Raw genomic sequence first — 25,719 nt, forward strand, 5'->3', positions numbered from 1 at the left:
ATTTCTTTTGTTATGGGTTTAAAAAACTTTTATTAAATCAACTACCTAATTAATAGTTCATAGTGCAAAGTCAATCAGCATGCCTAGGTACTTTAAAAAGTAAAACAATACCTGCTATAAAAAAGATAACTAAAAACAAAATGGCGTTTCTCATACTTCCTGTAACTTGATCTATGGTAGCAAAAATCACCATTCCTATAACAATACCTATTTTTTCTGCAACGTCATAAAAACTAAAATACGACGTTGTATCTTCTGTATCTGGTAAAAATTTAGAATAAGTGGACCTCGCTAAAGATTGAACACCTCCCATAACCAAACCTACAAAACCCGCTGCAATATAAAATTGTTCTGGTGATTCCATAAAATAAGCATAAAAACATAATGCCATCCAAAAGAAATTAATAACAATAAGTGTTTTAATATTTCCAAATTTAGAAGATGCTTTGGATGTTAAAAATGCACCAAGGATAGCAACCAATTGAATAACGAGAATGCTTACAATTAAGCCTTGCGTTTTAGCATCAGAGCTTCCCCAAGCAATTTCTTCTTCTCCAAAGTAAACTGCGACTAGCATAATAGTTTGTACTGCCATACTAAACACAAAAAAGGCTACCAAATAACGCTTTAATCTTAAATTTTGCTTTAGTTGAAACCAAACTTGTTTTAATTCTCTTAAGCCATTAAAGACAATATCTTTAGTGACCTTATGCCCTTTTGATACACCTATAGGCAATATGTAAAATGTATATTGACTAAAAAGAATCCACCATAAACCCACAGTTATAAATGATATACGCATTGCTTCAAAAGAGGCATTATTCTTGGCTTTTTCTAATGCATCAGCAATTTCAGTTTCTGTACCAGTGTCTAATATATTTTGTGAAATACTAGTATCAAAACCAAATAGGTCTGGCATCATAACCATACCTAAATTTATTAGTAGCAAAATTACACTACCAATATAACCCATGCTAAAACCTTTGGCACTAATACTATCTTGTTGTTCTGGGTACGCAATATCTGGTAAATACGAATTATAAAACACTAAGCTTCCCCAATACCCAATTAATCCCATAAAATAAAAGAGAAGGCTTAAGTGAATACTATCTAAATTGAACCAATACAAACCAATACAACCTAAACTACCTGTGTAACAAAAAAACTTCATAAAATTCTTTTTATTACCTACATAATCTGCAATACCAGATAAAATTGGCGATAAAAAGGCTACAATTAAAAATGTAAATGCTGTAACATAAGTGATAAGAGCAGTACTTTTAAAAACCATCCCAAATGCAGGTACCGTTTTTTCAATTTGCCCTAAAAACAAAGCAGAATAAAATATTGGAAATATTGAGGAGGCAATAGTTAATGTATAAACGGAATTCGCCCAATCGTAAAAAGCCCAAGCGTTTAGAAGTTTTTTACTTCCTTTATCAAATTTATTCATAATATTAGTTTGTTAGGTAGTAGTTTTAATCCTTTAGTAAACTTTACGAAAAACTAAGTAAATTAAGCCACAATATAACATAAAAAAAGCTGCTCTTAACAAGCAGCTTAAAAATTTAAATATATAATAATAAGTAATCAGTTTATTGGTCTAAACGAAGTAACTCCAAACTTTTTAGCTTCTTCCTTTGCTTTTGGTGCCAGTTCTTGTAATGTTGCAATTCTAGAATCATTACTTGGGTGTGTACTTAAAAACTCTGGTGTAGATGAAGATCCACTATTAGCTTTCATTCTTTTCCATAATTCAGCAGCTTCATCTGGATTATAACCAGCAATAGCCATTAAAATTAAACCAACTTTATCTGCTTCTGTTTCATGACTTCTACTAAATGGCAACATTCCGGCTACATTTGATACCACACCAAAAGACTGATTAAAAATACCTAAAGCTTGATCATCACTTGCTAATGCAACATTACCTGCAACAGCCAAACCTTGTTGTAAATATGCTGCACTCATACGTTGCTGTCCGTGATTTGCTAACGCATGCACTACTTCATGCCCCATAATTGCGGCAACACCTGTTTCATTGGCCGCTATTGGTAAAATACCTGTGTAAAATGCTATTTTACCACCTGGCATACACCAAGCATTTACTTGATCCGATTCTATTAACGTATATTCCCATTGGTAATCATCTAAATATCCATGATTTCCGTTAGCAACTAACCAGCGTTCTGCAGCAGCTGCAATACGTTGACCAACTCTTGTTATCATCTCAGCATCTGATGTCCCTGTAATTACCTTACTCTCTGATTTTACTTGATTGTATTGGGCAAAAGCTGATGGAAACAATTGGTCGTTACCAACAAAAGCCATTGTCTTTTTACCTGTAAAAGGATTGGTTGCACAAGCGTAAACTACTGCTACAATTAGTAGTACGAAAACTACTTTAATATATTTCATGATAAATTGATTTATTAAGAATTACTAAAATACAAAAATGAATTTATAGTAATAAGACACAAAAATACCCAATTGGTCACTATTAACTATTTACGATTCCGACTTAGTACCTATGATGTGTAATTCTGCAAAATTCTTATCTACAACTATTGATGTTACTCCATTAACCTTTAAACTTTCTAATTCTAATTTTTCATTATCTAGCTGCACTTCAACCACATCAAAAGGTAATCCATGAAATTTAATATTAAAAGTTTCATAATTTGTAACATATTTACCTTCCTTATATTGATTAATAATTAACTCATTTGCTTTTCCGGTAAATGAGAAATTTCTTAAACTATAGCGTCCTTTAGTATAATCAAAACCATCATTAGCATCACTAAACAACTCGCTTTTTTCTTTGCCTTTTTTGTAATAAACATCTAAAGTGATTTCGGTAATTTCCTTTTCGCCAACATATTGCTGAATTGGATATTTAGGTATTATTGCACCTTCTTTTACAAATATTGGCATACTATCAATATCTGCATCTACCCACATTTCTTTACCTCCTTTTATAACCTCATCTGTCCAGAAATTATACCATTTTCCCTTTGGTACATACATACGTCTTCCTTTTGCATTTGGCTCTAAAATTGGACAAGCTAAAATTTGTTCTCCAAAAATAAATTCGTCAGTTCTGTAATGTGTTTGCACATCTTCTTGATCATATAATACTAGTGACTTAAGTAAAGGGGTTCCATGATCAACATAATTCCAGAAAGCTGTATATAAATATGGTAAAATTTGATAACGAATTTCAATAAATTTCCTCACAATATCCGTTACATCCTCATCGAAAGCCCAAGGTTCTTGGTCTCCATGATCACCAGATGAATGTACTCTAAAAAATGGATGAAAGATACCTAGTTGAATCCAACGCGTAAATAACTCACCTTGCGGTTGCTCTGCAAATCCACCTATATCGCTACCAGCAAAAGAGAAACCAGACATTGCCATACGTTGTGCCTGCATGTTGGCAATCCATAAATGTTCCCAAGTAGCTACATTATCACCTGTCCATGTTGATGTATAACGTTGTGTGCCAGAATAAGCAGAACGTGTAATAACAAACGGTCGTTTTGGATACGAATATTTCTTTAAACCTTGGTAGGTTGCTCTGGCCATTTGCATACCATAGATGTTGTGCGCTTTTCTATGACTACAAGGGTTTCCGTCATAATCATGGCGAACATCATCTGGGAATGTTTTATTTGGCACTTCCATTACAGCAGGCTCATTCATATCATTCCAAACACCTTTTACTCCTATATCTTCAATCAATTCTTGAAATAAACCAGACCACCAATCTCTAACTTCTGGATTTGTATAATCTGGAAAATAACATTCACCTGGCCAAACTTTACCCTTCATGTAATCACCATCTGCACGTTTACAGAAATAATCTTTTTCTAAAGCTTCTTTAAAAACAGAATACTCTTTATCTATTTTAATACCTGGATCAATAATTGCCACGGTTTTAAATCCATCGTCTAACAATTCTTTGACCATACGTTTTGGATCTGGAAAATGTTCTTTGTTCCATGTAAAACAGCGAAAACCATCCATATAATCAATATCTAAATAAATTGCATCACATGGAATTTGAAGTTTTCTAAATGTAGATGTAATTTCTTTTACCTTGCTTTCTGGGTAGTAACTCCATTTACATTGATGAAAACCTAATGCCCAAAGTGGTGGTAAATGATGAGGCTTACCAGTTAAATCCGTGTAACTTTCTACAACATCACTCATTTTTGGACCATAGAAGAAATAATAATTCATTTCACCACCTTGCGCCCAAAAACTGGTAACGTTTCTACGTTCTTGCGCAAAATCGAAATAGGACATAAAGGTGTTATCAAAGAAAATACCATAGGCTTTACTATGATGTAGACCTGTATAAAACGGAATGGCTTTATAAATGGGGTCTGTGTCTTTACCATATGCGTAAGAATCTGTTACCCAATTACTGTATCGCTTTCCTTTTAAATTTAAATGATTTGGTTTATCTCCTAGTCCATAATAACTTTCTCCATCGTTAGAAATTTTACTCATTTTTACGATGTTTCCACCAAACTCATAACTTTCCTCCCAATGAAATCCGCTTTCATCTTGGTTAATTAATGTACCATCTAAAGCATCATAAATAGATACTTTCATATTTACTTTTGAAATTTCACAACGCAACTTTGAAGTGGTTATTTCATAACAGTCTTTGCGCTCTTCTATTTCTAATTTATTATAACCTATACTCGCATACTTAGTAATAGCGTATGAAAAATCATTTTTAAAATTTCCAACCGTGGTATATCTAAAACGTAATAGACTATCTCTAACAACAGTTAATTCTAAAATAACGTCATTAGCGGCTGTAAAATATAGCTTATCAACATCTTTTTTAAAGTCAATTATGTTTGATGGAAATAAATTCCCTTTATTTTCTAATTCTGTATTTACAATCATAGGTCAATTTTTTATCAAAATCTGACACAAAAAAACGGAAAAAATCCAATAAATAAAAGGGTTCTCATAGTATAATGCCAATTGTTGCTAACAATCGCTTTTTATGTATTATTTTTTGCGATAGTTCTAATTTACATGCATATTTTACTTGATTTCCTAAAATTTAACAGCACATCATTCTAAAAACATATTCTGCACATTTATTTTCTAATGAAGATTATGTTAAATTATTGAATATTAATGATACCCTATCTTAGTTATTATTAATATGATGCATCCCAGAATAATTAAAATATAAATAAATCTTAAATATTTATTAGCGCAAAGAAACAAACCACTTAAAGAGAGAAGCGCCATAAAACCTGTTTCTAACCTAGTAACAAGAACAGCAATAATCATTGCTATAAACAGAAGATGTGTAACAGTAGATTTGGGTTTCCATAATAATGCCGCAGCTACTATGAACTCTATAATTATGGTAAGCCATGCAAATAATACACTTATAAGTTTAAGATTATTAAAAACAGGTTTCAATACAATGTATTCTCTTAAATTAGGGTCGCTTTTATACAAGACATTTATATTATCTGAATTATTTTGAACTATGTCTAAACTATCAGGAAAAAAAATAAATATCTTTTTGAATAAAGCGCCTACATCCAAGGCATGATAATAAAAACTACCATTTATAAATTGAGATGACGACAGTTTTTGAATTACTGAGGCCATAATTACAACAACCACAAGGAATTGAATGTTTTTTATAAAAATAGATTCTTGCTTATGAAAAGTTAATAACATTAAAGACAGTACCATAAAAAGTAACATAAAATGATGATTAGCAACCCAGAAGTAAGAATAATATAAATCAACTAATAGAAGTGCAATAATAACTATCCATGGCATTTTTTCTCTTATTTTACTATTAAAAACAAACCACAACGTTAAACCCAAACAGATAATAGTAGTTTTAATAAAAAAATAATCTTCTCCTAAAATAATGATGTAAACTAGTAGCAACAATAACAGCAATTGCTTACCCAAAAATATTGGTTCCCTTAACTTTAATTGTATGTAAGACCAAGGTTTCAAAGATTCGATTTATTTAAACGGATTTCTTCTTTTAAAACTCTGGTATAGGTTTCCTTTTCTACATTTACAACAGGCTTCCAAATTTGAATATGGATGCTATCTTTTTTAAACGTATCCAATACTAATTTGGCAGCTTTCTTTAGATTTATTTTATTTGGCATTAGCATTAAATGACCTAAAGTAGATTTCATTTTAGGGTTATCTTTTACCAAAGAATCAACAGACATACCAGGAATATATATTTGATTATAGACGTAATGCATCTCAGTATACATACCATATCCTCCACCTTTCCATCTACTCAAATCTTTTGTGTTAACTAAAAATAACTGAATAACAACAACAATTATTGCTATAGAAGGAATGCCGTATTTTAATAAACCTTGTTTTGTAGTGGTATTCATTTTAAAGTAGAATAATGAAAATGCAACTTTTGTAAACTTAAGAAAACATCTGTTATAAGGACATGTTTTTTTAGACATATCCTTTTCAATACAGCTAATTAAAAATAAAAAAGACCTTTCTAATAAAGTTTAGAATGGTCTTTTTTAATTTTTTTTTACTTAATTACTTGGTCTTAGATTTTGTTGTTCTTTTTTTAGTTGATTTTACCTTGGGTTTAGAAACTATTTTGTTTTGGTATTTAAAAACAACCATACCTAAGGGTGGAATATCAATTACAATGGATTGATCCCTAAAATGCCAAGGGTCCTTCTTGGTAGTTTTTAGTTTGTTACTGTATTGACCACTTCCAAAGTACTTTTTTAAATCACTATTAAAAACCTCCTTTAGCTTACCTGCCTTTGGTACACCTAACTTGTAATTTTCTTTAGGGACAGGTGTCATATTACAAGCTATAACTAAATTATCAATCTCGTCATGACCTTTTCTAATGTATGTAAATACGCTATTTTTAGAATCTCCATAATCTATCCATTCAAAGCCATCTATAGAAAACTGTTTCTGGTACAATGCAGGTTGGCTTTTGTAAAAAATGTTTAAATCTTTAACCAATTCTTGAGCACCTTTATGAGGTGCATATTGTAATAAATGCCAATCAATACTGTTTTGAAAATCCCATTCTTCACTTTGGCCAAATTCTGCACCTTGAAACAATAAATTGGCACCAGGATGGGTAAACATGTAACTATATAGTAATCTTAAATTAGCAAAGCGTTGCCACTCATCTCCTGGCATACGTCCTAAAATTGATTTTTTACCATAAACAACTTCATCATGACTTAACGGAAGCATAAAATTTTCCGTAAACGCATACGTCATTGAAAATGTTAAATCGTTTTGATGGTATTGCCTATAAATAGGCTCTTTTGCAAAATATTGAAGCGTATCATGCATCCATCCCATCATCCATTTCATGCCAAATCCTAAACCACCTAAATACGTTGGTTTTGATACCATAGGAAATGCAGTAGATTCTTCTGCAATAGTTTGTACATCTGGAAATGCAGCATACACAGCTTCGTTCATTTCTCTTAAAAATGACATTGCTTCAAGATTTTCTCTTCCTCCAAACATGTTTGGATCCCATTCACCATCTTCTCTACTATAGTCTAAAAATAGCATAGAAGCAACGGCATCTACCCGAAGTCCATCTGCATGAAATTGATCTAACCAAAAAATAGCATTACTTATTAGAAACGATTTAACTTCATTACGACCATAATTAAAAATTAAACTTTTCCAATCTTTATGATAGCCCTTTTTTGGATCTGGATGCTCGTAAAGTGCGGATCCATCAAAAAAACCTAAACCATGAGCATCTTCTGGGAAATGAGATGGCACCCAATCTAAAATTATCCCAATATCATTTTGATGAAGTTTATCTACCAATAATTTAAATTCTTCAGGATAACCAAATCTTGATGTAGGTGCAAAGTAACCTGTAACCTGATAACCCCAAGATGGATCGTAAGGAAATTCCATTACTGGCATTAGTTCTACGTGGGTAAAATTCATATCCTTTACGTAAGAAACTAACTCATCTGCCATTTCTACATACGATAAAAAACGATTTTCTTCAACTTTCTTTTTCCAAGAGCCTAAATGAACTTCATAAACCGAGAATGGAGCGTCTAAGGCGTTATTGGCCTTACGTTTTTTCATCCAATTAGTATCCTTCCAGGTATAAGGCTCGTCCCAAACAATAGATGCAGTTTTAGGATTATGTTCATATCGTCTAGCGTAAGGATCTGCTTTTTCAGTTTTTACACCATTATGATTACTTTCTATTTTGTATTTGTATTTAGTACCTTTACCCAAACCTGGTATAAAGCCTTCCCATATACCACTAGAATCCCAGCGTACACTTAATTTGTGTTCGCCTTCTGTCCAATAATTAAAATCTCCAACAACTGAAACTGTATTTGCACTTGGCGCCCAAACTGAAAAGTAAACACCTTCTACTCCATCTACAGTTATAATGTGAGAACCAAATTTTTCGTATAAACGATAATGTTTTCCTGATTTAAATAAATTAATATCAAAATCAGTAAACAAACTATAATTGATAATTTCTGCCATCTATTGTAAAAGATTTATTTAACTGATTATTGTTCCTTTTGGTATTGTTGCACCTTTCTTAATTACTACAATACCATCTTTTATAAGGTAACTATCAGTTTCTTCATCTTGTAAGTGTTTACCACCCTCTATTCTAACATCATCTCCAATTCTACAATTTTTATCAACGATACAATTATCTATGTAACATCTATCACCAACTCCTAATAAGTTTTCAATATTTTTTACTTCTATATCATGTAATGACTCATAGGTATCATTACCCATCATATAAGTGTTTTTTATTATAGATTCTTTGCCAATTCTAGATCTAATGCCTATTACGCTTCTTTCAATTTTTTCTGCCTGAATAATACATCCATCTGATATTACTGCTTTGTTTAATATCGTTCCCGAAATTTTTGAAGTTGGTAACGTTCTGGCTCTAGTGTAAATTCTGTTTTCATCGTACAAATTAAATTTTGGAATATCATCCGTTAGACCCAAGTTAGCTTCAAAAAAGGATTCTATGGTTCCGATATCTGTCCAATAACCTTCATATTGGTAACTATATGTTTTATGGTTATGTATGGCTTGTGGTATTATCTCTTTTCCAAAATCTATAGTATCTGGATTTTCCATAAGTTTTACCAAAAGGTCTCTATTAAAAATATAAATTCCCATTGAGGCCAGATAATTTCTTCCCTCTGCTTTCATGTCATCACTTACTTCAGAGGTCCAATTAGGTAATAATTCTGCTGCAGGTTTCTCAATAAATGAAGTAATAATGCTTTCTTCATTTGTTTTAAGAAGCCCAAATCCAGTAGCATCTTTAGCTGTAACTGGATATGTGGCTATAGATATTTCTGCGTTGCTTTCTTTATGTTTTTCAATCATATCTTCTAGGTCCATATTGTATAATTGGTCTCCTGAAAGAATTAAAGCATAATCAAATTCATTTTGTAAAAAATGATGCATACTTTGCCTTACAGCATCTGCAGTACCTTGGAACCACTTATCACTTTGCATGGTCTGTTCTGCTGCTAAAACATCAACAAAAGCACTACTAAAAAAACTAAAATGATAAGTGTTCTTTATATGTTGGTTTAAAGAGGCAGAGTTAAACTGTGTTAATACATACATCCTTTTTATATCTGAATTTATACAATTAGATATAGGTATATCTACTAATCTATATTTACCTGCTATTGGTACTGCTGGTTTAGATCTATCAGCCGTTAATGGATATAATCTAGACCCTTGGCCTCCACCCAGTATAATTGATAGTACACTTTCATTTATCATAATTTATTTTTTTAGTTCTTTAGTTATAGTTAATTAGTTGTTATTGACTTATAAAGTTTTATATATTGCTTCGCAGAATTTCCCCAAGAGTGGTCAATTTGCATAATATATTTTTTAATCTTTTTAAGTTCTGTTTTAGCTTTATAAAAATTGACTGCCCTTTCTATAGAATAACAAATATCATTTACAGAAGCTTCTTTATGTACAAATCCAAAACCATCATTTTCAATATCGATAATTGTATCTTTTAAACCTCCAATACTTCTAACTATTGGAATCGTTCCATAACGAAGAGCATACATTTGATTTAATCCACAAGGTTCTACTCGAGATGGCATTAATAAAAAATCTGCTCCTGCATATATAATATGTGATAACCTTTCATCATAACCTATAAAATTGTTATATCTACCTTCATTTTCATTTTTAAGTGCATTTAATCTTTCTTCTGTATTTGGATCTCCGGAACCTAGAAGTAAAATTGAAATATCATTATTTCTTAGGGCAACATTAAAAGCATCGGGAAATAAATCTGAGCCCTTCTCACCCACCAAGCGACCAATAAATGCAAATAGAGGTTTTTCTGGATTTAGATTAAACTCTGTACACAACCACTTTTTATTTGCTAATTTTCCAGATTGATTAGAAGATACTTTATAATTTTTTATAAGGTATTTGTCTGTTTCCGGATTCCATACTTCGGTATCTATTCCATTTAAAATACCAACAGCCTTTGCATTTTCTGCTCTTAATAAACCCTCTAATCCATTAGCATTAATCATAAGTTCTTCCATGTAACTAGGAGAAACGGTAGTTATACGCCAGGCACATTTAATGGCTGCTGCTAAAGGGTTTATAATTCCGTTCCAGTCTAATAATCCTACGTTGTTATTATCAAAGTCTGGTATTTTATATAAATGATGATACTTAAACCAACCTTGATATTGCGCATTATGTATAGTTGTTATTACAGGTATTTTATTTAGAGCACTATACTTATAACTTTCTTGGGCCATAAACGGAATTAAACCTGTGTGATGGTCGTGGCAGTGGATGTAATCTGGTTTCTTATTTAAAGTTAAAATCCAATCTAATGCTGCTATCTGAAATGCTAAAAAACGGTCAGTATCGTCATTAGAATACACATAATCTTTATACAATAATGTTGGAATATCGATAAAGAATACATCAAACTCTAAAATTTGCGTTGATAATTTTAGTATATCAAAATCATACTCAATATAACCTAGATGGATTTTTGAATTGTATACAGATTCAAAATTATGTTTTCGAGTAAAAGTGTTATTATAAAAAGGCATTATAACGCTACTATCTGCACCTAATTGATTTTGATATTTAGGTAGAGCTCCAACCACATCTGCCAATCCTCCTACCTTTGCAACTGGATAACATTCTGCGCTTATATGCACTATTTTCATTAGTTCTTATTTAGTATTAGTTTTTAAATTTAACAATTAAATTGCTAAATACCACTATCATTTTTATAAAATCTTTGTTAAATAAAACCAGTATTTTGTAATGAAACAAACTAACTTTCGACCCATAAAATATTGAAAAAAGAAAATAAAATTAGGTTATGAAAAAAGTGCTGTCATTTATTACGTTTATTACATTGTTTAATTGTAATTCTGCAGCGCAGAAAAAGGAATCTAGTGAAAAAGAAACATTTGCAATCACTAAGACTGAAGCAGAGTGGAAAGAACAACTCACTGCTGAGCAATATTATATTTTAAGAGAAGCTGGTACAGAACGTCCATTTTCTAGTCCATTAAATAAAAATTACAAAAAAGGAGTTTATCATTGTGCTGCTTGTAATACACCATTGTTTAAAAGTGAACATAAATTTGATTCTGGTACTGGTTGGCCAAGTTTTGATAGAGAAATAGAAGGTAATGTGGCTTATGGTACAGATACAAAAATTGGTTATACTAGAGATGAGGAACATTGTGCCACTTGTGGAGGGCATTTAGGACATGTTTTTAATGATGGGCCAAGAGCAACAACAGGCAAAAGGCACTGTATAAATGGTGATGCTCTGATATTTGTTGCTACCGAAGAGTAAAGCGTTTAAATTAAAAATAGCTATATATTATCTTATTATACAAATTAACGATGTAATAAATAATGTATCGCTATTTTTATACAACAAAATTAAAAATATGGCCTCTTCCTATTTAAAAAGTGTTATCAAACAACTTCAGTATTACAAAAGTCTTGGTGATAAAACCTTAGACCAACTTACACTGGCAGAATTAAAAACAGAATTTGGCATTAATTCTAATTCAATCGCTATAATTGTGAAACATCTTCATGGCAACATGTTAAGTCGCTGGACAAATTTTTTAACCGAAGATGGTGAGAAAGAATGGCGAAAACGCGATGAGGAATTCCAGGATAATTTTAATACCAAGCAACAATTGATAGAAGCTTGGGAACAAGGTTGGCTTTGTCTATTTAAAGCTATTAAGCCACTAAACAACGAAAACTTAGAGCAAATTATATACATAAGAAATCAGGGACACACTATCACTGAAGCAATTAATAGACAAACAATGCATTATGCGTACCATATAGGACAAATTGTGTTCATAGGCAAAACAATTAAGGAAAATAATTGGCAAACACTGTCAATAGCCAAAGGAGAATCTAAATCTTATAACAAATTAAAATTTAAAGCAGAAAAAAGACGTAAGCATTTTACAGATGATATTTAACCAAAACAATCCATCTGTTTTACTAAAATTAGAACTAACTAATTACATTTTATATTTTGAATTTCTTACTTTTGTAACTTCAAAGAATTTAATAAAAAAACTTACGCATGAGTAAATACGATATTATTGTTTTAGGAAGTGGTCCTGGTGGTTATGTTGCAGCTATTAGAGCTTCGCAATTAGGTTTTAAAACAGCCATCATTGAGAAAGAAAGTCTTGGAGGAATCTGTTTAAATTGGGGCTGTATACCAACAAAAGCACTTTTAAAGTCTGCTCAAGTTTTTGAATACTTAAAGCATGCTGAAGATTACGGTTTAAAAGTAAAAGATGCTGATTATGATTTTGATGCAGTTGTAAAACGAAGTCGTGGTGTTGCTGATGGAATGAGCAACGGTGTTAAGTTTTTAATGAAGAAAAATAAAATCGACGTTATTGAAGGTTTCGGAACTCTTAAAACCGGAAAGAAAATTGACGTTGATGGTACTGAGTATTCTGCAGACCATATTATAATTGCAACAGGTGCACGTTCTAGAGAATTACCAAGTTTACCTCAAGATGGTAAAAAAGTAATTGGATACAGACAAGCCATGAGTTTAGAGAAACAACCTAAGAAATTAATAGTTGTAGGTTCTGGAGCTATTGGTGTAGAGTTTGCATATTTTTATAACTCAATGGGAACTGAGGTAACTATTGTAGAGTATTTAGATAAAATTGTACCAGTTGAAGACAATGAAGTATCTAAACAATTAGAGCGTAGCTTTAAGAAAAATGGTATAAAAATAATGACTTCTGCTGAAGTAACTTCTGTAGACACATCTGGTAAAGGTGTAAAAGCTACAGTAAAAACTAAAAAAGGAGAACAAGTATTAGAGGCAGATGTGGTATTATCTGCTGTTGGTATTAAATCTAATATTGAGAATATTGGTTTAGAAGATGTTGGTATTGCAGTTGATAGAGATAAAATCTTAGTTAACAATTATTACCAAACTAATATTCCTGGTTACTACGCTATAGGAGATGTAACACCAGGCCAAGCTTTAGCGCACGTTGCATCTGCAGAAGCAATTCTATGTGTAGAAAAAATTGCTGGTCAGCATGTAGAAGCTTTAGATTACGGCAATATTCCTGGTTGTACGTATTGTACACCAGAAATTGCATCTGTAGGTTTAACTGAAGAGCAAGCTAAAGCACAAGGTTTAGATGTAAAGATTGGTAAATTTCCATTCTCTGCTTCTGGAAAAGCAAGTGCAGGTGGAAACAAAGAAGGTTTTGTAAAAGTAATTTTCGATGCTAAATATGGTGAGTGGTTAGGCTGTCACATGATAGGCGCTGGCGTAACGGATATGATTGCTGAAGCGGTATTAGGACGTAAGTTAGAAACTACAGGGCATGAAGTTTTAAAAGCAGTCCACCCTCACCCAACAATGAGTGAAGCGGTTATGGAAGCTGTCGCTGCCGCTTATGATGAAGTGATACACTTATAAAAAGAGAGCCCTTCCTAGCCTTCCCAGAAGGAAGGAACGCTTACTCTGATGGTTGTCAAATAAAAAAAATGCGATTCTGAACTGAATTGCATTTTTTTTATTTGAAAAATTTTACAATCTATAACCAATACCTAAAAACAATCCATTTGGTGAAATCTCTTTAAAACCAATAACATACTTCATATGCACATTCAATTTTGATGAAAAATCGTAATCCAAACTCAAATCTGCTCTAACTTTTAATTTGGCATTAAAAAAATCGAAAAAATAATTTAAACTAGGACCAACTAAAATATGGAAGTTATTGAATACATTATACTTAAAATATAAGGGAGCATTTAAGAATTTAAAATCATTTAGACCAATGTATAATAACTCTGCCTGAAAACTATAATCCTCTTCAATCTTAAAATCAGCAAATAAGCCACCATAATAGCCTGTTTCAGCTTTTGAAAAATTGCCAAAATTACCTTGATTAACCTTAAAAAAAGTATAATTAACACCTCCTTTAATCCCTATTTGAGTTTGCGAAGAAGCATCATTAAATGTTAAAAACAGAATTACAAACAAAAATGATTTTAGAAATAGCTTCATATCATTTTTAATTAATCATTAAAAAAACTCTCAATAGCCAAGTCATAACTCTTTAAACCAAAACCTAAAATTACACCTGAAGCATTTGGCGAAATATAAGATTGATGTCTAAATTCTTCCCTAGAAAATGTATTTGAAATATGAACTTCAATAACAGGTGTGGAAATCGCTTTGATAGCATCTCCAATACCAACTGATGTATGTGTATATGCAGCTGCATTTAATATAATACCATCTGCTGAAAAACCAGTTTCTTGAATTTTATCTATGAGTTCGCCTTCTATGTTAGATTGAAAGTAATCTAGCTCAACTTTAGGGTATTTATTTATTAAAATTTCCAAATAATCTTCAAAGGTTTGGCTACCATAAATCTCTGGTTCTCGCTTACCTAAAAGGTTTAAATTTGGACCATTTATAATTATCAGTTTTTTCATAAAGTAAATATCTTAAAATTACTTAGTTAGCTTAAATAGATAAAACACCCTGAAAATTGAAATCGTTATTTTTGAAAAATATCAATATAGGTTTTTTCATCTTTATTAAGGCTAGTTAAAGTTTTAATTTTATTTACATCATCTACAATTTCTAAAACAGTAGTATTAGTACCAATAGTACCTACAGAATTTGAAATTATTGTAATCGTTGTTTTCTTTGTTTTTATTGGGATTTCAATTACTTTTTTATTTTCGGATATCTCATAATTAAGTAACACTATTTTTCCTTCACTCAAAATTGTAACAACATCCTTATCTATTTTACCGCCATCGTAGATAAAAAATTTCATAACTTTAGATTTAGTAAAAACAGATGTAACTTCATTCTTTTTTAAAACATTTAGATTCAGTGAATCTAATATTTTTAAATTTTTCATTTTATCCTTTATACTATCTTCAATACGTTTTGATTTTTGTACCTTCTTAGAAAACTTTGCAACTCTATTAGCTACTTTTTCAACAGAACTCATAGCTAATTCTCCATTAATACACTGTGTTCCATCGCTAAACTTTCCTTTAAAGTTACCATTAAATTCATTGGCACCTAATTTAAACTTTGCGGATTCTAGGTGAATATTACAAAAATCAAAATCATCTAAAGACACTGGTGATTTTGTGTAAATCAATTCTACTTCCTTAAAAGATATCCTATGATTTGTTTGGTCATAAATACCAGAAATTTTGGACTTAGTTTCATGCTCACCACCAAAATCTGTTAAACTATAACCACTTATTTCACCATTGGACTCACTAAATTCTAATCTGTACTTAATTAAGAGTGTGTCCTTCAATTTTATAAAACCAACATATTTATTTTCATTTTGGCTTTCTGTAAATTGGCAAACGATAAGAGTAAATAATAAAACTTTAAAAAATTTCATTGAATAAGATTTTTTCAATATATCACTTAATATTTTTATTTTTATTAAAATACTAGCAATAAAATTGTTTGAATTTTCAATTATTATATATATTTTCGAACAAACTTAAACCAATTTTTATGAAAATTAAATTATTACTTTCAACAATCGCTATTTTTTTATGTATGAGTGCTTCTTATGCATCATTTCCTGTTAAAAGAGCTACTGTAAACAACATCGAAAACTCAGTTTCTACTGACATTTCTGAAGATGAAATTGCAGAAGCTATACCTGCTGCAAGTTCTGGGAAAGACAAATGGGTTGCAGCCGCTTTATGGTTTGTGCTAGGTGGTTTTGCCGCTCATAGATGGTACATTGGTAGTCCATGGTATTGGAATGTTTTATACATAATAACATTCGGTTTCTTTATTGTAGGGCATATTATTGATATTGTACAAATACTAACTGATTCTTACCCTGGATTATAATAAATAACTATATTATTAAAAGTCATCTTTACCTCTTAAAAAGATGACTTTTTTTGTTTTAAAACTTTAGCTTCCGCACTATTTTTTATATCCAAATTTATATATGAAATGGAACCAAGCCATAACAGATTATAAAAATTACCTTAAAATAGAACGAGGCCTTTCCACCAACTCTATTGAGAATTATTGTTATGATATTAAAAAGCTTACTTCCTATTTAGAAAATCATACTATTTCTATATCTCCAATAGAAATAGATAATAACACCATAAAAGATTTTATTTATTCGGTTTCTAAAACCATAAACCCAAGATCACAAGCACGATTAATTTCTGGACTTCGAAATTTTTTCGATTATTTAATTTTTGAAGACTACAGAGAAACAAACCCATTAGATTTAATAGAATCACCACGCATTGGAAGAAAACTACCAGATACCTTATCTATAAAAGACATAGATAATTTAATAAATGCCATTGACTTAAGTTATCAATACAACGGTGTAAATCTTGGCGAAAGAAATAGAGCAATAATAGAGACCTTATACAGTTGTGGTTTGCGTGTTAGTGAGCTTATTAATTTGAAAATATCTGATTTGTTTTTTGAAGAGGGTTTTATAAAGGTTACGGGTAAAGGCGATAAACAGCGTTTTGTTCCTATTGGTGAATCTACCCAGAAATTCATAAATATTTGGATGTCAATTAGAAATCATATTGATGTACAACCAGAATCAAAGGATATTTTATTCTTAAATTATAAAGGTAAAAAGTTAACACGTGCCATGATTTTTACAGTTATTAAAAAACTCGTTGCAATCGTTGGATTAAAAAAAACAGTTTCTCCACACACATTTAGACATTCTTTTGCCACACACTTATTAGAGAATGGTGCAGATTTACGTGCTATACAAATGATGCTTGGCCATGAAAGTATTACAACTACAGAAATTTACATGCATGTTGACCGCTCTCACTTAAGTGAAGTCTTAAATAAATATCACCCTAGAAAGTAATTAAAAAAGAGTAACTTTAACCATGACAAATTTTTACATTTTGTGTCTTAATACAAAATAATATTCCATGAAATTCTCAGATTTTAACTTAACTAATTACAAGTCAAAATTTTACGAAAAGAACCATCTTTCTAACGATAATTTTGAAGACCAAAAATATAAAACGGCCGTAGAGATTTCTAATGTTGGTCTATGGGATTGGGACATTGTGTCTAATAAAGTTTTCTATTCAAAAGAATCTAAACAACTCTTAGGTTATAAAGACAGTGAACTAAAAAATAAATCTAAAGCATGGGATGATAAAGTTCATCCAGATGACAGAGAATCTTATTTTAAAGATTTTAAAGCGCACATAAATGGAGATGTAGAGTATTATGAAAACGAGTACCGAATTCTATGTAAAGATGGCACTTATAAGTGGATTTTAGATAAAGGAAAAGTTATTGAAAAAAACGACCAAAATAAACCTACACGCATAATTGGTACACATACAGATATCTCTCATTTAAAGAAAAACCAAGATCAACAAAATAAAAACCTACAATTAATAACGAGCCAAAATAAGAGACTGTATAGTTTTACTCATATTGTTTCTCATAATTTAAAAACACACATTGGTAATTTTAAAAATATTTTAGAATTCTATGATGATGCGGAAACTGATACCGAAAAAGAAGATTTAATTCGGCATTTAAAATCTATTTCAGAATCATTAACTAATACTATTGTAGACCTCGATGATATTATAACTATTAAATCTAAAGCCCAAGTTAGCCAAATTAACGAGCGTGTTTATTTACATAATTGTTGTAGTAAAATTATAGAAAGTTTAAGTATTGAGAGTGAAGAAAAAGGTGTAACAATACATAATGCGCTTCGTAAAGATGAAGTGATACTCTCTAACAAATCTTACTTAGATAGTATTTTTTATAATCTAATTTCTAATGGTATTAAATATTCAGATCCTAATAAAAAGTCTCAAATAATCATTCAATCTGTACATACTAAGGACACCATAAAAATTTTAATTTCGGATAATGGTATTGGTATTGATATGGAAAAATTTAAAGATCATATTTTTGAAATGTACCAAACGTTTCATGGTACAAACAGACAAGATTCTAGAGGTATTGGCTTATATATAACTAAAACACAAGTAGAAGCACTACAAGGTGTTATACAAATAGAAAGCAAATTAAATGAAGGTACAGCGTTTTCACTGACATTTCAAAAGCAAAAATAAATTTGCATTATTTCTATTTCTTGCTGAATTCAAATTTAAAACTATCATAAAAAAAGTGCCTTTATTTCTAAAGACACTTTTTTATGTATAAAATTATATCATCTTATTTTGCAATATTTACTGCTCTAGTTTCTCTAATTACGGTAACTTTTACTTGTCCTGGATACGTCATATCTGTTTGTATTTTCTGAGAAATCTCAAACGATAAACTAGCTGCCTTATCATCTGTAACTTTTTCACTTTCTACAATTACACGTAATTCTCTACCTGCTTGTATTGCATAAGCCTTTTTAACTCCAGTAAACCCAAAGGCTACATCTTCTAAATCTTTTAAACGCTGTATGTAAGAATCTAAAACTTGACGTCTTGCGCCTGGTCTAGCACCAGAAATAGCATCACATACCTGTATAATTGGAGATAATAGAGTAGTCATTTCTATCTCATCGTGGTGTGCACCTATAGCATTACAAACTTCTGGTTTTTCACCATGCTTTTCTGCCCATTGCATTCCTAAAATAGCATGAGGTGTTTCTACATCTGTTTCAGAAGATGGCACTTTACCAATATCATGCAATAAACCAGCTCTTTTAGCTAATTTAGGATTTAAGCCTAATTCTGCAGCCATTACACCACAAAGTTTAGCCACTTCTCTAGAGTGTTGTAATAAATTTTGTCCGTAAGAAGAACGGTATTTCATACGCCCTACCATTTTTATTAATTCAGGATGTAAACCATGAATTCCTAAATCGATAACTGTGCGTTTACCAACTTCAATTATCTCTTGTTCAATTTGCTTCTCTGTTTTTCTAACAACTTCTTCAATTCTTGCAGGATGTATTCTTCCGTCAGTAACCAATTTGTGTAATGATAAACGTGCAATTTCTCGTCTAACAGAATCAAAACAAGATAAAATTATGGCTTCTGGTGTATCATCTACAATAATCTCAACACCTGTTGCTGCTTCAATTGCTCTAATATTTCTCCCTTCTCTACCAATAATTCGTCCTTTTACATCATCAGATTCTATATTAAATACAGACACACAATTATCAACCGCTTCTTCTGTACCAATACGTTGAATGGTGTTTATAATTATCTTCTTAGCTTCTTGCTGTGCTGTTAGTTTGGCCTCTTCTATTCTATCTTGCACAAAAGCCATGGCATCTGTTCTAGCTTCCTCCTTAAGTGATTCTACTAACTGAGATTTAGCCTCTTCCGCGGATAATGCAGAGATAACTTCTAATTGTTTAATCTGGCTTTTATGTGCCTTTTCAATTTCTTCTTGTTTCTTTTCTAGGAAGTCGTTTCTATAATCGTAATCTTTAATTTTAGACTCTAAAGATTGATTAGCTTTTTTCGATTTATTAAGCTCATTAGAAATTTGAGATTCTTTATCTCTAATTCGCTTTTCAGCTTCAGCCATTTTTTTATCTCGAGAAAGAATGACTTTTTCGTGTTCTGCTTTTAACTCAATAAATTTTTCTTTTGCCTGAAGAATTTTATCTTTTTTTATAGATTCTCCATCTAACTTAGCTTGCTTTAATATTGTTTTAGATTCACTTTCTGCATTTGCAATTAACTTAGATGCCTTACCTTTTTCTAAAGCTTTTGCTATAATAAATCCTAGTATTACTCCTAATACTACGGCCCCAACTATATATATAATTGTATTGCTGTCCATTGTTTGTTGTTTAGTTTAGTATATAAAAAAAGCCTATATCAGTTAGCGGTTTTGTATAAACTCCTTAAAAACAAGTTTAGGGCTAACAAGCTGATCAAAAATCTGTCTAAGATACTGAAACAAGTTCAGTACTAACAGCACGATTTTACAACTTAAACTCACCCTTTTTAAAGAATTGATCGTTGAGTTTATCAAAAAATGTAACTAATATAGGCAGTAACCTTATTTTATTTTAAAGAACGTACGAGTTAAATATGCTCATTTAAAAGTTCATTTAAAGCCTGTAACTTTTCTTGAACCTCCACATTTACATACTCTTTATCAATAGATTTTTGCTCTACTTGAGCCGCAAACTGTAAAGCACACATGGCCAAAACATCTTGCTTATCTCTTACAGAGTAATTCTGCTCAAATTGCCCAATCATAGCTTCAATTTTCTTTGTAGCTTTTCGCAAACCTTCTTCTTGAGCCGGATTTATCGTTAGCGGATAAACTCTATTAGCTATAGAAAGTTTTATTTTTAATTGATCTGGCATATAATATATTTCCCAATTTTATTCAGATAACTGACCAATACAATGGTCTATATCTCTAATTAGTGCATTTATTTTGAGCTTTGTTTCTCGTTTATTTTCGTCACTACCAAGCATTGAATTCGCTATTTTAAGAGTATCATATTTATCTACCCAATCAGCAATTTCTTCTTGCTGCTCCAAAAGCTTTTGTTGCTGCTTTTCTAATTGATCAGCGAGCTTAGCGTTGGTTTGTTTTAAAACTTCTTGCTTATGTAAAATCTTACTGATTTTATTCTCTAACGCATCAACAATGTCTTCTATTTTACTCATTAAAGCAATTCAATACTATGTGAACAAAGTTAACATACCTAATGTAAAAACCCAATTTTTTACAATTATTTTTTAATACTGTAATGTTAAAGGAATTAAATTGTTAGGCTTTTTTCACAAATAAAAACTTTAAAAAGGGCGTATTAAAATATAAATTTTAGCTTAAATAATTTTGTGAGGCTAAAAAAGTTGATAATTACATTTAAAAATAATACACTTTTAACATTTGTAATTCGTTATCAAATTAATACTTTAGCTGTTCGAGTTGCATATATGAAACATTTTTTTCTATTTTTTTTACTTTCTTGCTCTATTTATGGCCAATCAAAGTACCCTCAAGATTATTTTAGAAATCCGTTAGATATTCCAATCGTTCTAGCTGGTACGTTTGCAGAATTACGTTCAACACATTTTCATGGTGGATTAGATATAAAAACTCAACAAAAAGTTGGATTAAAAGTTTATGCAGCGGCAGAAGGTTATGTGAGTAGAATTAAAATCTCGCATTACGGCTATGGTAAAGCCATTTATATTACGCATCCTAATGGGTACACAACGGTTTATGGGCATCTTCAAAAATTATCTAATCGTTTAGAAGAATACATTAAACAATGCCAATACGACAAAGAAAGTTTTGAAGTTGAAGTTTTTCCTCATACCGAAGAACTCCTTATTCAACCAAACGAAGTAATTGCATATTCTGGTAATACTGGAAGCTCTGGTGGTCCGCATCTTCATTTTGAAATTAGAGATAATGAAGAACGACCAATGAATCCTTTACTGTTTGGTTTACAAGTAAAAGACACAAAAGCACCTTATGTTTCAGCTATATTTGCATATCCTAAGGACAAAAACGCTATTATTAACGGTAATAATAAACGTACACAATTACGCTTAATTCCTCAAAAATCTGGCGACTATACTGTAGAAGAAATAACAGCTTATGGAAAAATAGGATTTGGAGTCACCTCTTATGATAAGCAAGATTTAGCACCAAATAATAACGGCGTAAGCAATATACAAACCATCTACAACGGCAATAGGAGTTTTGAAATTGATTTTAAACGATTCAGTTTTGAAGAAACTAAACATATTAAACGTTTTATAGATTACGATTACTTTAAAACAAAAAAATCTAGAATTCAAAAGCTTTTTATAGAACCAAATAATCCATTGAGCATGTACAAAAATGTCAATGACAACGGTTATATTTTAGTTGAAGATAGTACTGCTAACGTTTATAAAATAAGAATTAGAGATTATCATAATAACGAAACTTGGGTAACTATACCTGTAAAAGGAAAACCAGAAACTATTGTACAAGATAGTATTAGCGACCACACCAATAAATCACTTATTTACAGTGACAAAACAACAAATTTAAATTCTGGTTTAGTAAGCGTAAATTTTTATGAAAATACGCTATATGATGATACTTATATAGATTTTAAAGTGAGTTCTGACACACTTTTTCTTCATGAAGATAAAATTCCAATTCAAAAGAATTTCTATATTAATTACGATTTAAGCAATTACAAAACCGAACATTTAAATAAAATTTTCATTGCTAATCTGCATGGTTATTACAAAAAGCCAAGTTATATTACAACCACAAGAAAGGGTAAAATTTTAAGTGCAAAAAGCAAAAAATTTGGTACTTATGCTTTGGCAATGGACACGGTTGCACCGACTATTAAACCAATTAATTTTCAAGATAAAAAGTGGCTCAGTAAATACCGTTATTTAAAAGTTAAAATTACTGATGATTTATCTGGCATTAGTAAATATAGGGCTTCTGTTAATGGAAACTGGATTTTAATGGAATATGATTATAAAACCAATACCTTAATACACGATTTTAATGATAATATCGTTAAAGATACTAAGAACGAATTAAAGATAATTGTAACCGATAATGTTGGAAATAGTTCTACATTTGAAGCTATATTTTACAGAAAATAAAACTACCCTATTTGAAACGCTTACACTTAACCATCCTAACAAGCTTACTTTTTAGTATGCTATCATTTTCGCAAACCGCTATTGTGAGAGGTGTTATTTTAGATGAAGGAAATACACCAATTGAAAATGTAAACATTAAAGCAAGCACCGGAGAAGGCACAGCCACCAACAGCAATGGCTTTTACGAATTAAAAATACCTTATGGTGTAGAGGTAACCGTGGTATTTACACATATCTCTCATGAGCGTATTGAGCAGAAATTTTTATTAAAAAATGGGCAAGAATTAGAATTCAACCCTATGATGTTGTTAGAGGTAGAACAAATATCTACAGTAGTAATTAACACAAATACAAGATTAAAGGTAGAAGGCGTTACCTCTATTTCTCCACAAATGCTTAGAACTATAAAAGGGGCACAACCAGGTGTAGAAAATATTTTAAAAACATTACCTGGTGTTAATATTTCTAATGAATTAAGCACGCAATATTCGGTAAGAGGTGGAAATTTTGATGAAAATCTTGTTTACGTTAACGAAATAGAAGTATATAGACCTTTTTTAATTCGTTCTGGTAACCAAGAAGGTTTAAGCTTTGTTAATACAGATTTAGTACATAATGTAGATTTTTCTGCCGGTGGTTTTCAGGCTAAGTATGGTGATAAATTATCCTCAGTTTTAGATATAACTTATCGTAATCCTGTAGATTTTGGATTAAAAGCAGATTTAAGTTTACTCGGCGGAAGCCTTGCAGCCGAAACCGTTTCTAAAGATGGAAAATTTTCTGGTATTGCGGGTGTTCGATACAGAGATAATAGTTTATTGTTAAACAGTTTAGAAACTGAAGGCAATGTAGAACCTGTGTTTGCAGATGCTCAAACTTTTTTAACTTATAGATTTACAAGTAAGTTTCATGTTAATTTTTTAGGGAATATTTCATTAAATAAATACAACTTTCAACCAGAAAATAGACAAACTAATTTTGGAACAATCTCTGACCCTGTGGCACTTTTAGTATTTTATGAAGGTCAAGAAAAAGACGAATACCAAACCTATTTTGGTGCTTTAAAAGCTAATTATTTTATAAACGAAAATTTAACTTTAAAATTAATAGGTTCTGCGTACCAAACAACGGAACAAGAATATTTTGACATATTAGCACAATACCGATTAGGCGAAGTAAATACAAATATTGGAGATGAAGATTTAGGTGAAGTGGAATTTAGCGAAGGTATTGGGTCTCAATTAACGCATGCTCGTAATGATTTAGATGCATTTATAGTTAATGTAGAACATAGAGGTGATTATAAAATTGACGAAGAAAGCACATTAGAATGGTCTGTAAAATACACCAATGAAGATATCAGAGACCGTTTAGTTGAATATGAAATCATTGATTCAGCCGGATTTTCAATTAGGCCACCTCGTTTTAGTCAGCCAAATAATCAACCCTACGAATCTTTCTCTGGTCCATTAACCGCTTATGAGAACATTAGAGCTTTAAATAGAGTTTCGATTGATAGATTTCAAGCCTTTGTGCAATATAGCAAAAGTACAGATTGGAATGGAAGCGAAGTTTTTTATAATGCAGGTCTTAGAACACATAGTTGGTCTGTTAGTGGAGATGTTGAAAGTAGTAAAACACAAACGGTGTTTAGTCCAAGAGCGCAATTTGCAATAAAACCCAATTGGGAAAAAGACGTATTATTTAGAATTGCAGGTGGTTTATACTACCAACCACCTTTTTATAGAGAATTAAGAGATTCTACTGGTACTGTACAGCCAGATGTTAAAGCACAACAATCTTATCATATTGTTTTAGATAACGAGCAAAGTTTTGAAATTTGGGACAGACCCTTTAAACTGGTTATAGAAGGCTATTACAAAGGTATGACAGATGTAAATCCTTATACTTTAGAAAATGTAAGAATACGTTATAGCGCTGACAATAATGCTAAAGCATATGCTTATGGATTAGATTTAAGACTTAATGGTGAATTTGTACCTGGCACAGAATCGTGGTTTAGTTTTGGCTATTTAAAAACTGAAGAAAATATAGATGATCGTGGCTATATTGCAAGACCTACCGATCAACGTTTAAAATTTGGTGCCTTGTTTCAAGATTATGTTCCTAATATGCCAGATTTAAAAATGTACCTCAACTTAGTTTATAATACAGGTGTTCCGGGTGGCTCTCCTAGTTATGCAGACCCTTACGATTATCAAATAAGACTTAGAGATTATAGACGTGCAGATTTAGGTATTTCTTATCAAGCGGTTAACCCAGAAAGGACGTATAATGCAAAATGGAAGAAATCAGTAAAAGAATTGTCTATTGGTTTTGAAATCTATAACATGTTTAATAATCAAAATTCTATAACCAATACTTGGGTTAGAGATGTTTATAGTAAGGCGCAATATGCTATACCAAATTACCTAACACCACGCGTTTTTAACTTAAGATTATCTGCCAGATTTTAAT

The 25,719-nt window shown here is 31.1% G+C and carries 22 protein-coding genes and 1 other RNA gene; 8 read left to right on the plus strand and 15 right to left on the minus strand.

Going from position 1 to position 25,719, the window contains the following annotated elements; genetic code table 11:
* Positions 1 to 70 precede the first annotated feature (70 nt).
* The 8 genes from GN138_RS03015 to GN138_RS03050 all read right to left on the minus strand — a co-directional run bounded on the left by GN138_RS03015 (position 71) and on the right by GN138_RS03050 (position 11,282).
* Positions 71 to 1,453 carry an MFS transporter gene (locus tag GN138_RS03015; RefSeq protein ID WP_157361994.1) on the minus strand — a complete coding sequence of 461 codons (1,383 nt, stop codon included), beginning with the start codon at positions 1,451 to 1,453 and terminating at the stop codon, positions 71 to 73.
* Positions 1,454 to 1,590: 137 nt separating this feature from the next.
* The gene (locus GN138_RS03020) at positions 1,591 to 2,418 is read right to left on the minus strand and encodes a M48 family metallopeptidase (RefSeq protein WP_157361996.1); all 828 of its coding nucleotides are present in this window, start codon (positions 2,416 to 2,418) and stop codon (positions 1,591 to 1,593) included.
* 90 nt (positions 2,419 to 2,508) lie between these two features.
* Positions 2,509 to 4,926, minus strand: a complete 2,418-nt coding sequence (locus tag GN138_RS03025) for a glycoside hydrolase family 31 protein (RefSeq protein WP_157361998.1) — start codon at positions 4,924 to 4,926, stop codon at positions 2,509 to 2,511.
* A gap of 237 nt (positions 4,927 to 5,163) precedes the next feature.
* Entirely contained in the window at positions 5,164 to 5,832 is a 669-nt protein-coding gene (locus tag GN138_RS03030) for a hypothetical protein (protein WP_157362000.1), read from the minus strand.
* A 182-nt stretch (positions 5,833 to 6,014) separates the two neighbouring features.
* Positions 6,015 to 6,422 carry a hypothetical protein gene (locus GN138_RS03035; RefSeq protein ID WP_157362002.1) on the minus strand — a complete coding sequence of 136 codons (408 nt, stop codon included), beginning with the start codon at positions 6,420 to 6,422 and terminating at the stop codon, positions 6,015 to 6,017.
* 163 nt (positions 6,423 to 6,585) lie between these two features.
* On the minus strand, positions 6,586 to 8,559 hold the full coding sequence (glgB, locus tag GN138_RS03040; protein ID WP_157362004.1) for a 1,4-alpha-glucan branching protein GlgB: 1,974 nt from the start codon (positions 8,557 to 8,559) through the stop codon (positions 6,586 to 6,588).
* Positions 8,560 to 8,577: 18 nt separating this feature from the next.
* Entirely contained in the window at positions 8,578 to 9,843 is a 1,266-nt protein-coding gene (locus GN138_RS03045; protein ID WP_157362006.1) for a glucose-1-phosphate adenylyltransferase, read from the minus strand.
* A 29-nt stretch (positions 9,844 to 9,872) separates the two neighbouring features.
* Complete coding sequence (locus tag GN138_RS03050) at positions 9,873 to 11,282, minus strand: glycogen synthase (protein WP_157362008.1); 1,410 nt, start codon at positions 11,280 to 11,282, stop codon at positions 9,873 to 9,875.
* Between the two features lie 158 nt (positions 11,283 to 11,440).
* On the opposite strand from GN138_RS03050, the gene msrB reads away from it, so the two are divergent.
* The 3 genes from msrB to lpdA all read left to right on the plus strand — a co-directional run bounded on the left by msrB (position 11,441) and on the right by lpdA (position 14,062).
* On the plus strand, positions 11,441 to 11,926 hold the full coding sequence (gene msrB / locus GN138_RS03055; protein ID WP_157362010.1) for a peptide-methionine (R)-S-oxide reductase MsrB: 486 nt from the start codon (positions 11,441 to 11,443) through the stop codon (positions 11,924 to 11,926).
* 97 nt (positions 11,927 to 12,023) lie between these two features.
* Positions 12,024 to 12,578 (plus strand): DUF1572 family protein, encoded by a 555-nt coding sequence (locus GN138_RS03060; RefSeq protein ID WP_157362012.1) that lies wholly within the window; start codon positions 12,024 to 12,026, stop codon positions 12,576 to 12,578.
* A gap of 107 nt (positions 12,579 to 12,685) precedes the next feature.
* Positions 12,686 to 14,062 carry a dihydrolipoyl dehydrogenase gene (gene lpdA, locus GN138_RS03065; RefSeq protein ID WP_157362014.1) on the plus strand — a complete coding sequence of 459 codons (1,377 nt, stop codon included), beginning with the start codon at positions 12,686 to 12,688 and terminating at the stop codon, positions 14,060 to 14,062.
* A gap of 111 nt (positions 14,063 to 14,173) precedes the next feature.
* Here the strand turns inward: lpdA and GN138_RS03070 are convergent, their stop codons facing one another.
* The 3 genes from GN138_RS03070 to GN138_RS03080 form a co-directional block, all read right to left on the minus strand.
* Positions 14,174 to 14,656 carry an outer membrane beta-barrel protein gene (locus GN138_RS03070; RefSeq protein ID WP_157362016.1) on the minus strand — a complete coding sequence of 161 codons (483 nt, stop codon included), beginning with the start codon at positions 14,654 to 14,656 and terminating at the stop codon, positions 14,174 to 14,176.
* Between the two features lie 11 nt (positions 14,657 to 14,667).
* Positions 14,668 to 15,090: a type II 3-dehydroquinate dehydratase gene (aroQ, locus tag GN138_RS03075; RefSeq protein WP_157362018.1), complete on the minus strand. Its 423-nt coding sequence runs from the start codon at positions 15,088 to 15,090 to the stop codon at positions 14,668 to 14,670.
* A 65-nt stretch (positions 15,091 to 15,155) separates the two neighbouring features.
* A complete protein-coding gene (locus GN138_RS03080) occupies positions 15,156 to 16,031 on the minus strand; it encodes a hypothetical protein (protein WP_157362020.1) in 876 nt (291 codons plus the stop codon).
* A gap of 164 nt (positions 16,032 to 16,195) precedes the next feature.
* Here GN138_RS03080 and GN138_RS03085 point away from each other — a divergent pair, with 164 nt between their 5' ends.
* The 3 genes from GN138_RS03085 to GN138_RS03095 all read left to right on the plus strand — a co-directional run bounded on the left by GN138_RS03085 (position 16,196) and on the right by GN138_RS03095 (position 18,753).
* Positions 16,196 to 16,498, plus strand: coding sequence for a TM2 domain-containing protein (locus tag GN138_RS03085; protein ID WP_231743024.1), 303 nt, complete (start codon positions 16,196 to 16,198; stop codon positions 16,496 to 16,498).
* Between the two features lie 103 nt (positions 16,499 to 16,601).
* The gene (gene xerA, locus GN138_RS03090; protein WP_157362022.1) at positions 16,602 to 17,510 is read left to right on the plus strand and encodes a site-specific tyrosine recombinase/integron integrase; all 909 of its coding nucleotides are present in this window, start codon (positions 16,602 to 16,604) and stop codon (positions 17,508 to 17,510) included.
* Between the two features lie 67 nt (positions 17,511 to 17,577).
* Entirely contained in the window at positions 17,578 to 18,753 is a 1,176-nt protein-coding gene (locus GN138_RS03095) for a sensor histidine kinase (RefSeq protein WP_157362024.1), read from the plus strand.
* A 103-nt stretch (positions 18,754 to 18,856) separates the two neighbouring features.
* On the opposite strand, the gene rny is transcribed toward GN138_RS03095, so the two are convergent.
* From rny to GN138_RS03115, 4 genes are all read right to left on the minus strand, one after another.
* A complete protein-coding gene (gene rny / locus GN138_RS03100) occupies positions 18,857 to 20,434 on the minus strand; it encodes a ribonuclease Y (RefSeq protein WP_157362026.1) in 1,578 nt (525 codons plus the stop codon).
* Positions 20,435 to 20,491: 57 nt separating this feature from the next.
* A non-coding RNA gene (gene ssrS / locus GN138_RS03105) (6S RNA) lies at positions 20,492 to 20,622 on the minus strand.
* Between the two features lie 60 nt (positions 20,623 to 20,682).
* Positions 20,683 to 20,970, minus strand: coding sequence for a cell division protein ZapA (locus GN138_RS03110; RefSeq protein ID WP_157362028.1), 288 nt, complete (start codon positions 20,968 to 20,970; stop codon positions 20,683 to 20,685).
* An 18-nt stretch (positions 20,971 to 20,988) separates the two neighbouring features.
* Positions 20,989 to 21,279: a hypothetical protein gene (locus tag GN138_RS03115; RefSeq protein ID WP_157362029.1), complete on the minus strand. Its 291-nt coding sequence runs from the start codon at positions 21,277 to 21,279 to the stop codon at positions 20,989 to 20,991.
* A gap of 273 nt (positions 21,280 to 21,552) precedes the next feature.
* On the opposite strand from GN138_RS03115, the gene GN138_RS03120 reads away from it, so the two are divergent.
* Both GN138_RS03120 and GN138_RS03125 read left to right on the plus strand, forming a co-directional pair.
* On the plus strand, positions 21,553 to 23,241 hold the full coding sequence (locus tag GN138_RS03120; RefSeq protein ID WP_197429305.1) for a M23 family metallopeptidase: 1,689 nt from the start codon (positions 21,553 to 21,555) through the stop codon (positions 23,239 to 23,241).
* Between the two features lie 56 nt (positions 23,242 to 23,297).
* Positions 23,298 to 25,718 carry a TonB-dependent receptor gene (locus GN138_RS03125; RefSeq protein WP_157362639.1) on the plus strand — a complete coding sequence of 807 codons (2,421 nt, stop codon included), beginning with the start codon at positions 23,298 to 23,300 and terminating at the stop codon, positions 25,716 to 25,718.
* Position 25,719: the final 1 nt, after the last annotated feature.

It is taken from the genome of Winogradskyella endarachnes, assembly GCF_009741275.1.
GTDB classification, from domain to species: domain Bacteria; phylum Bacteroidota; class Bacteroidia; order Flavobacteriales; family Flavobacteriaceae; genus Winogradskyella; species Winogradskyella endarachnes.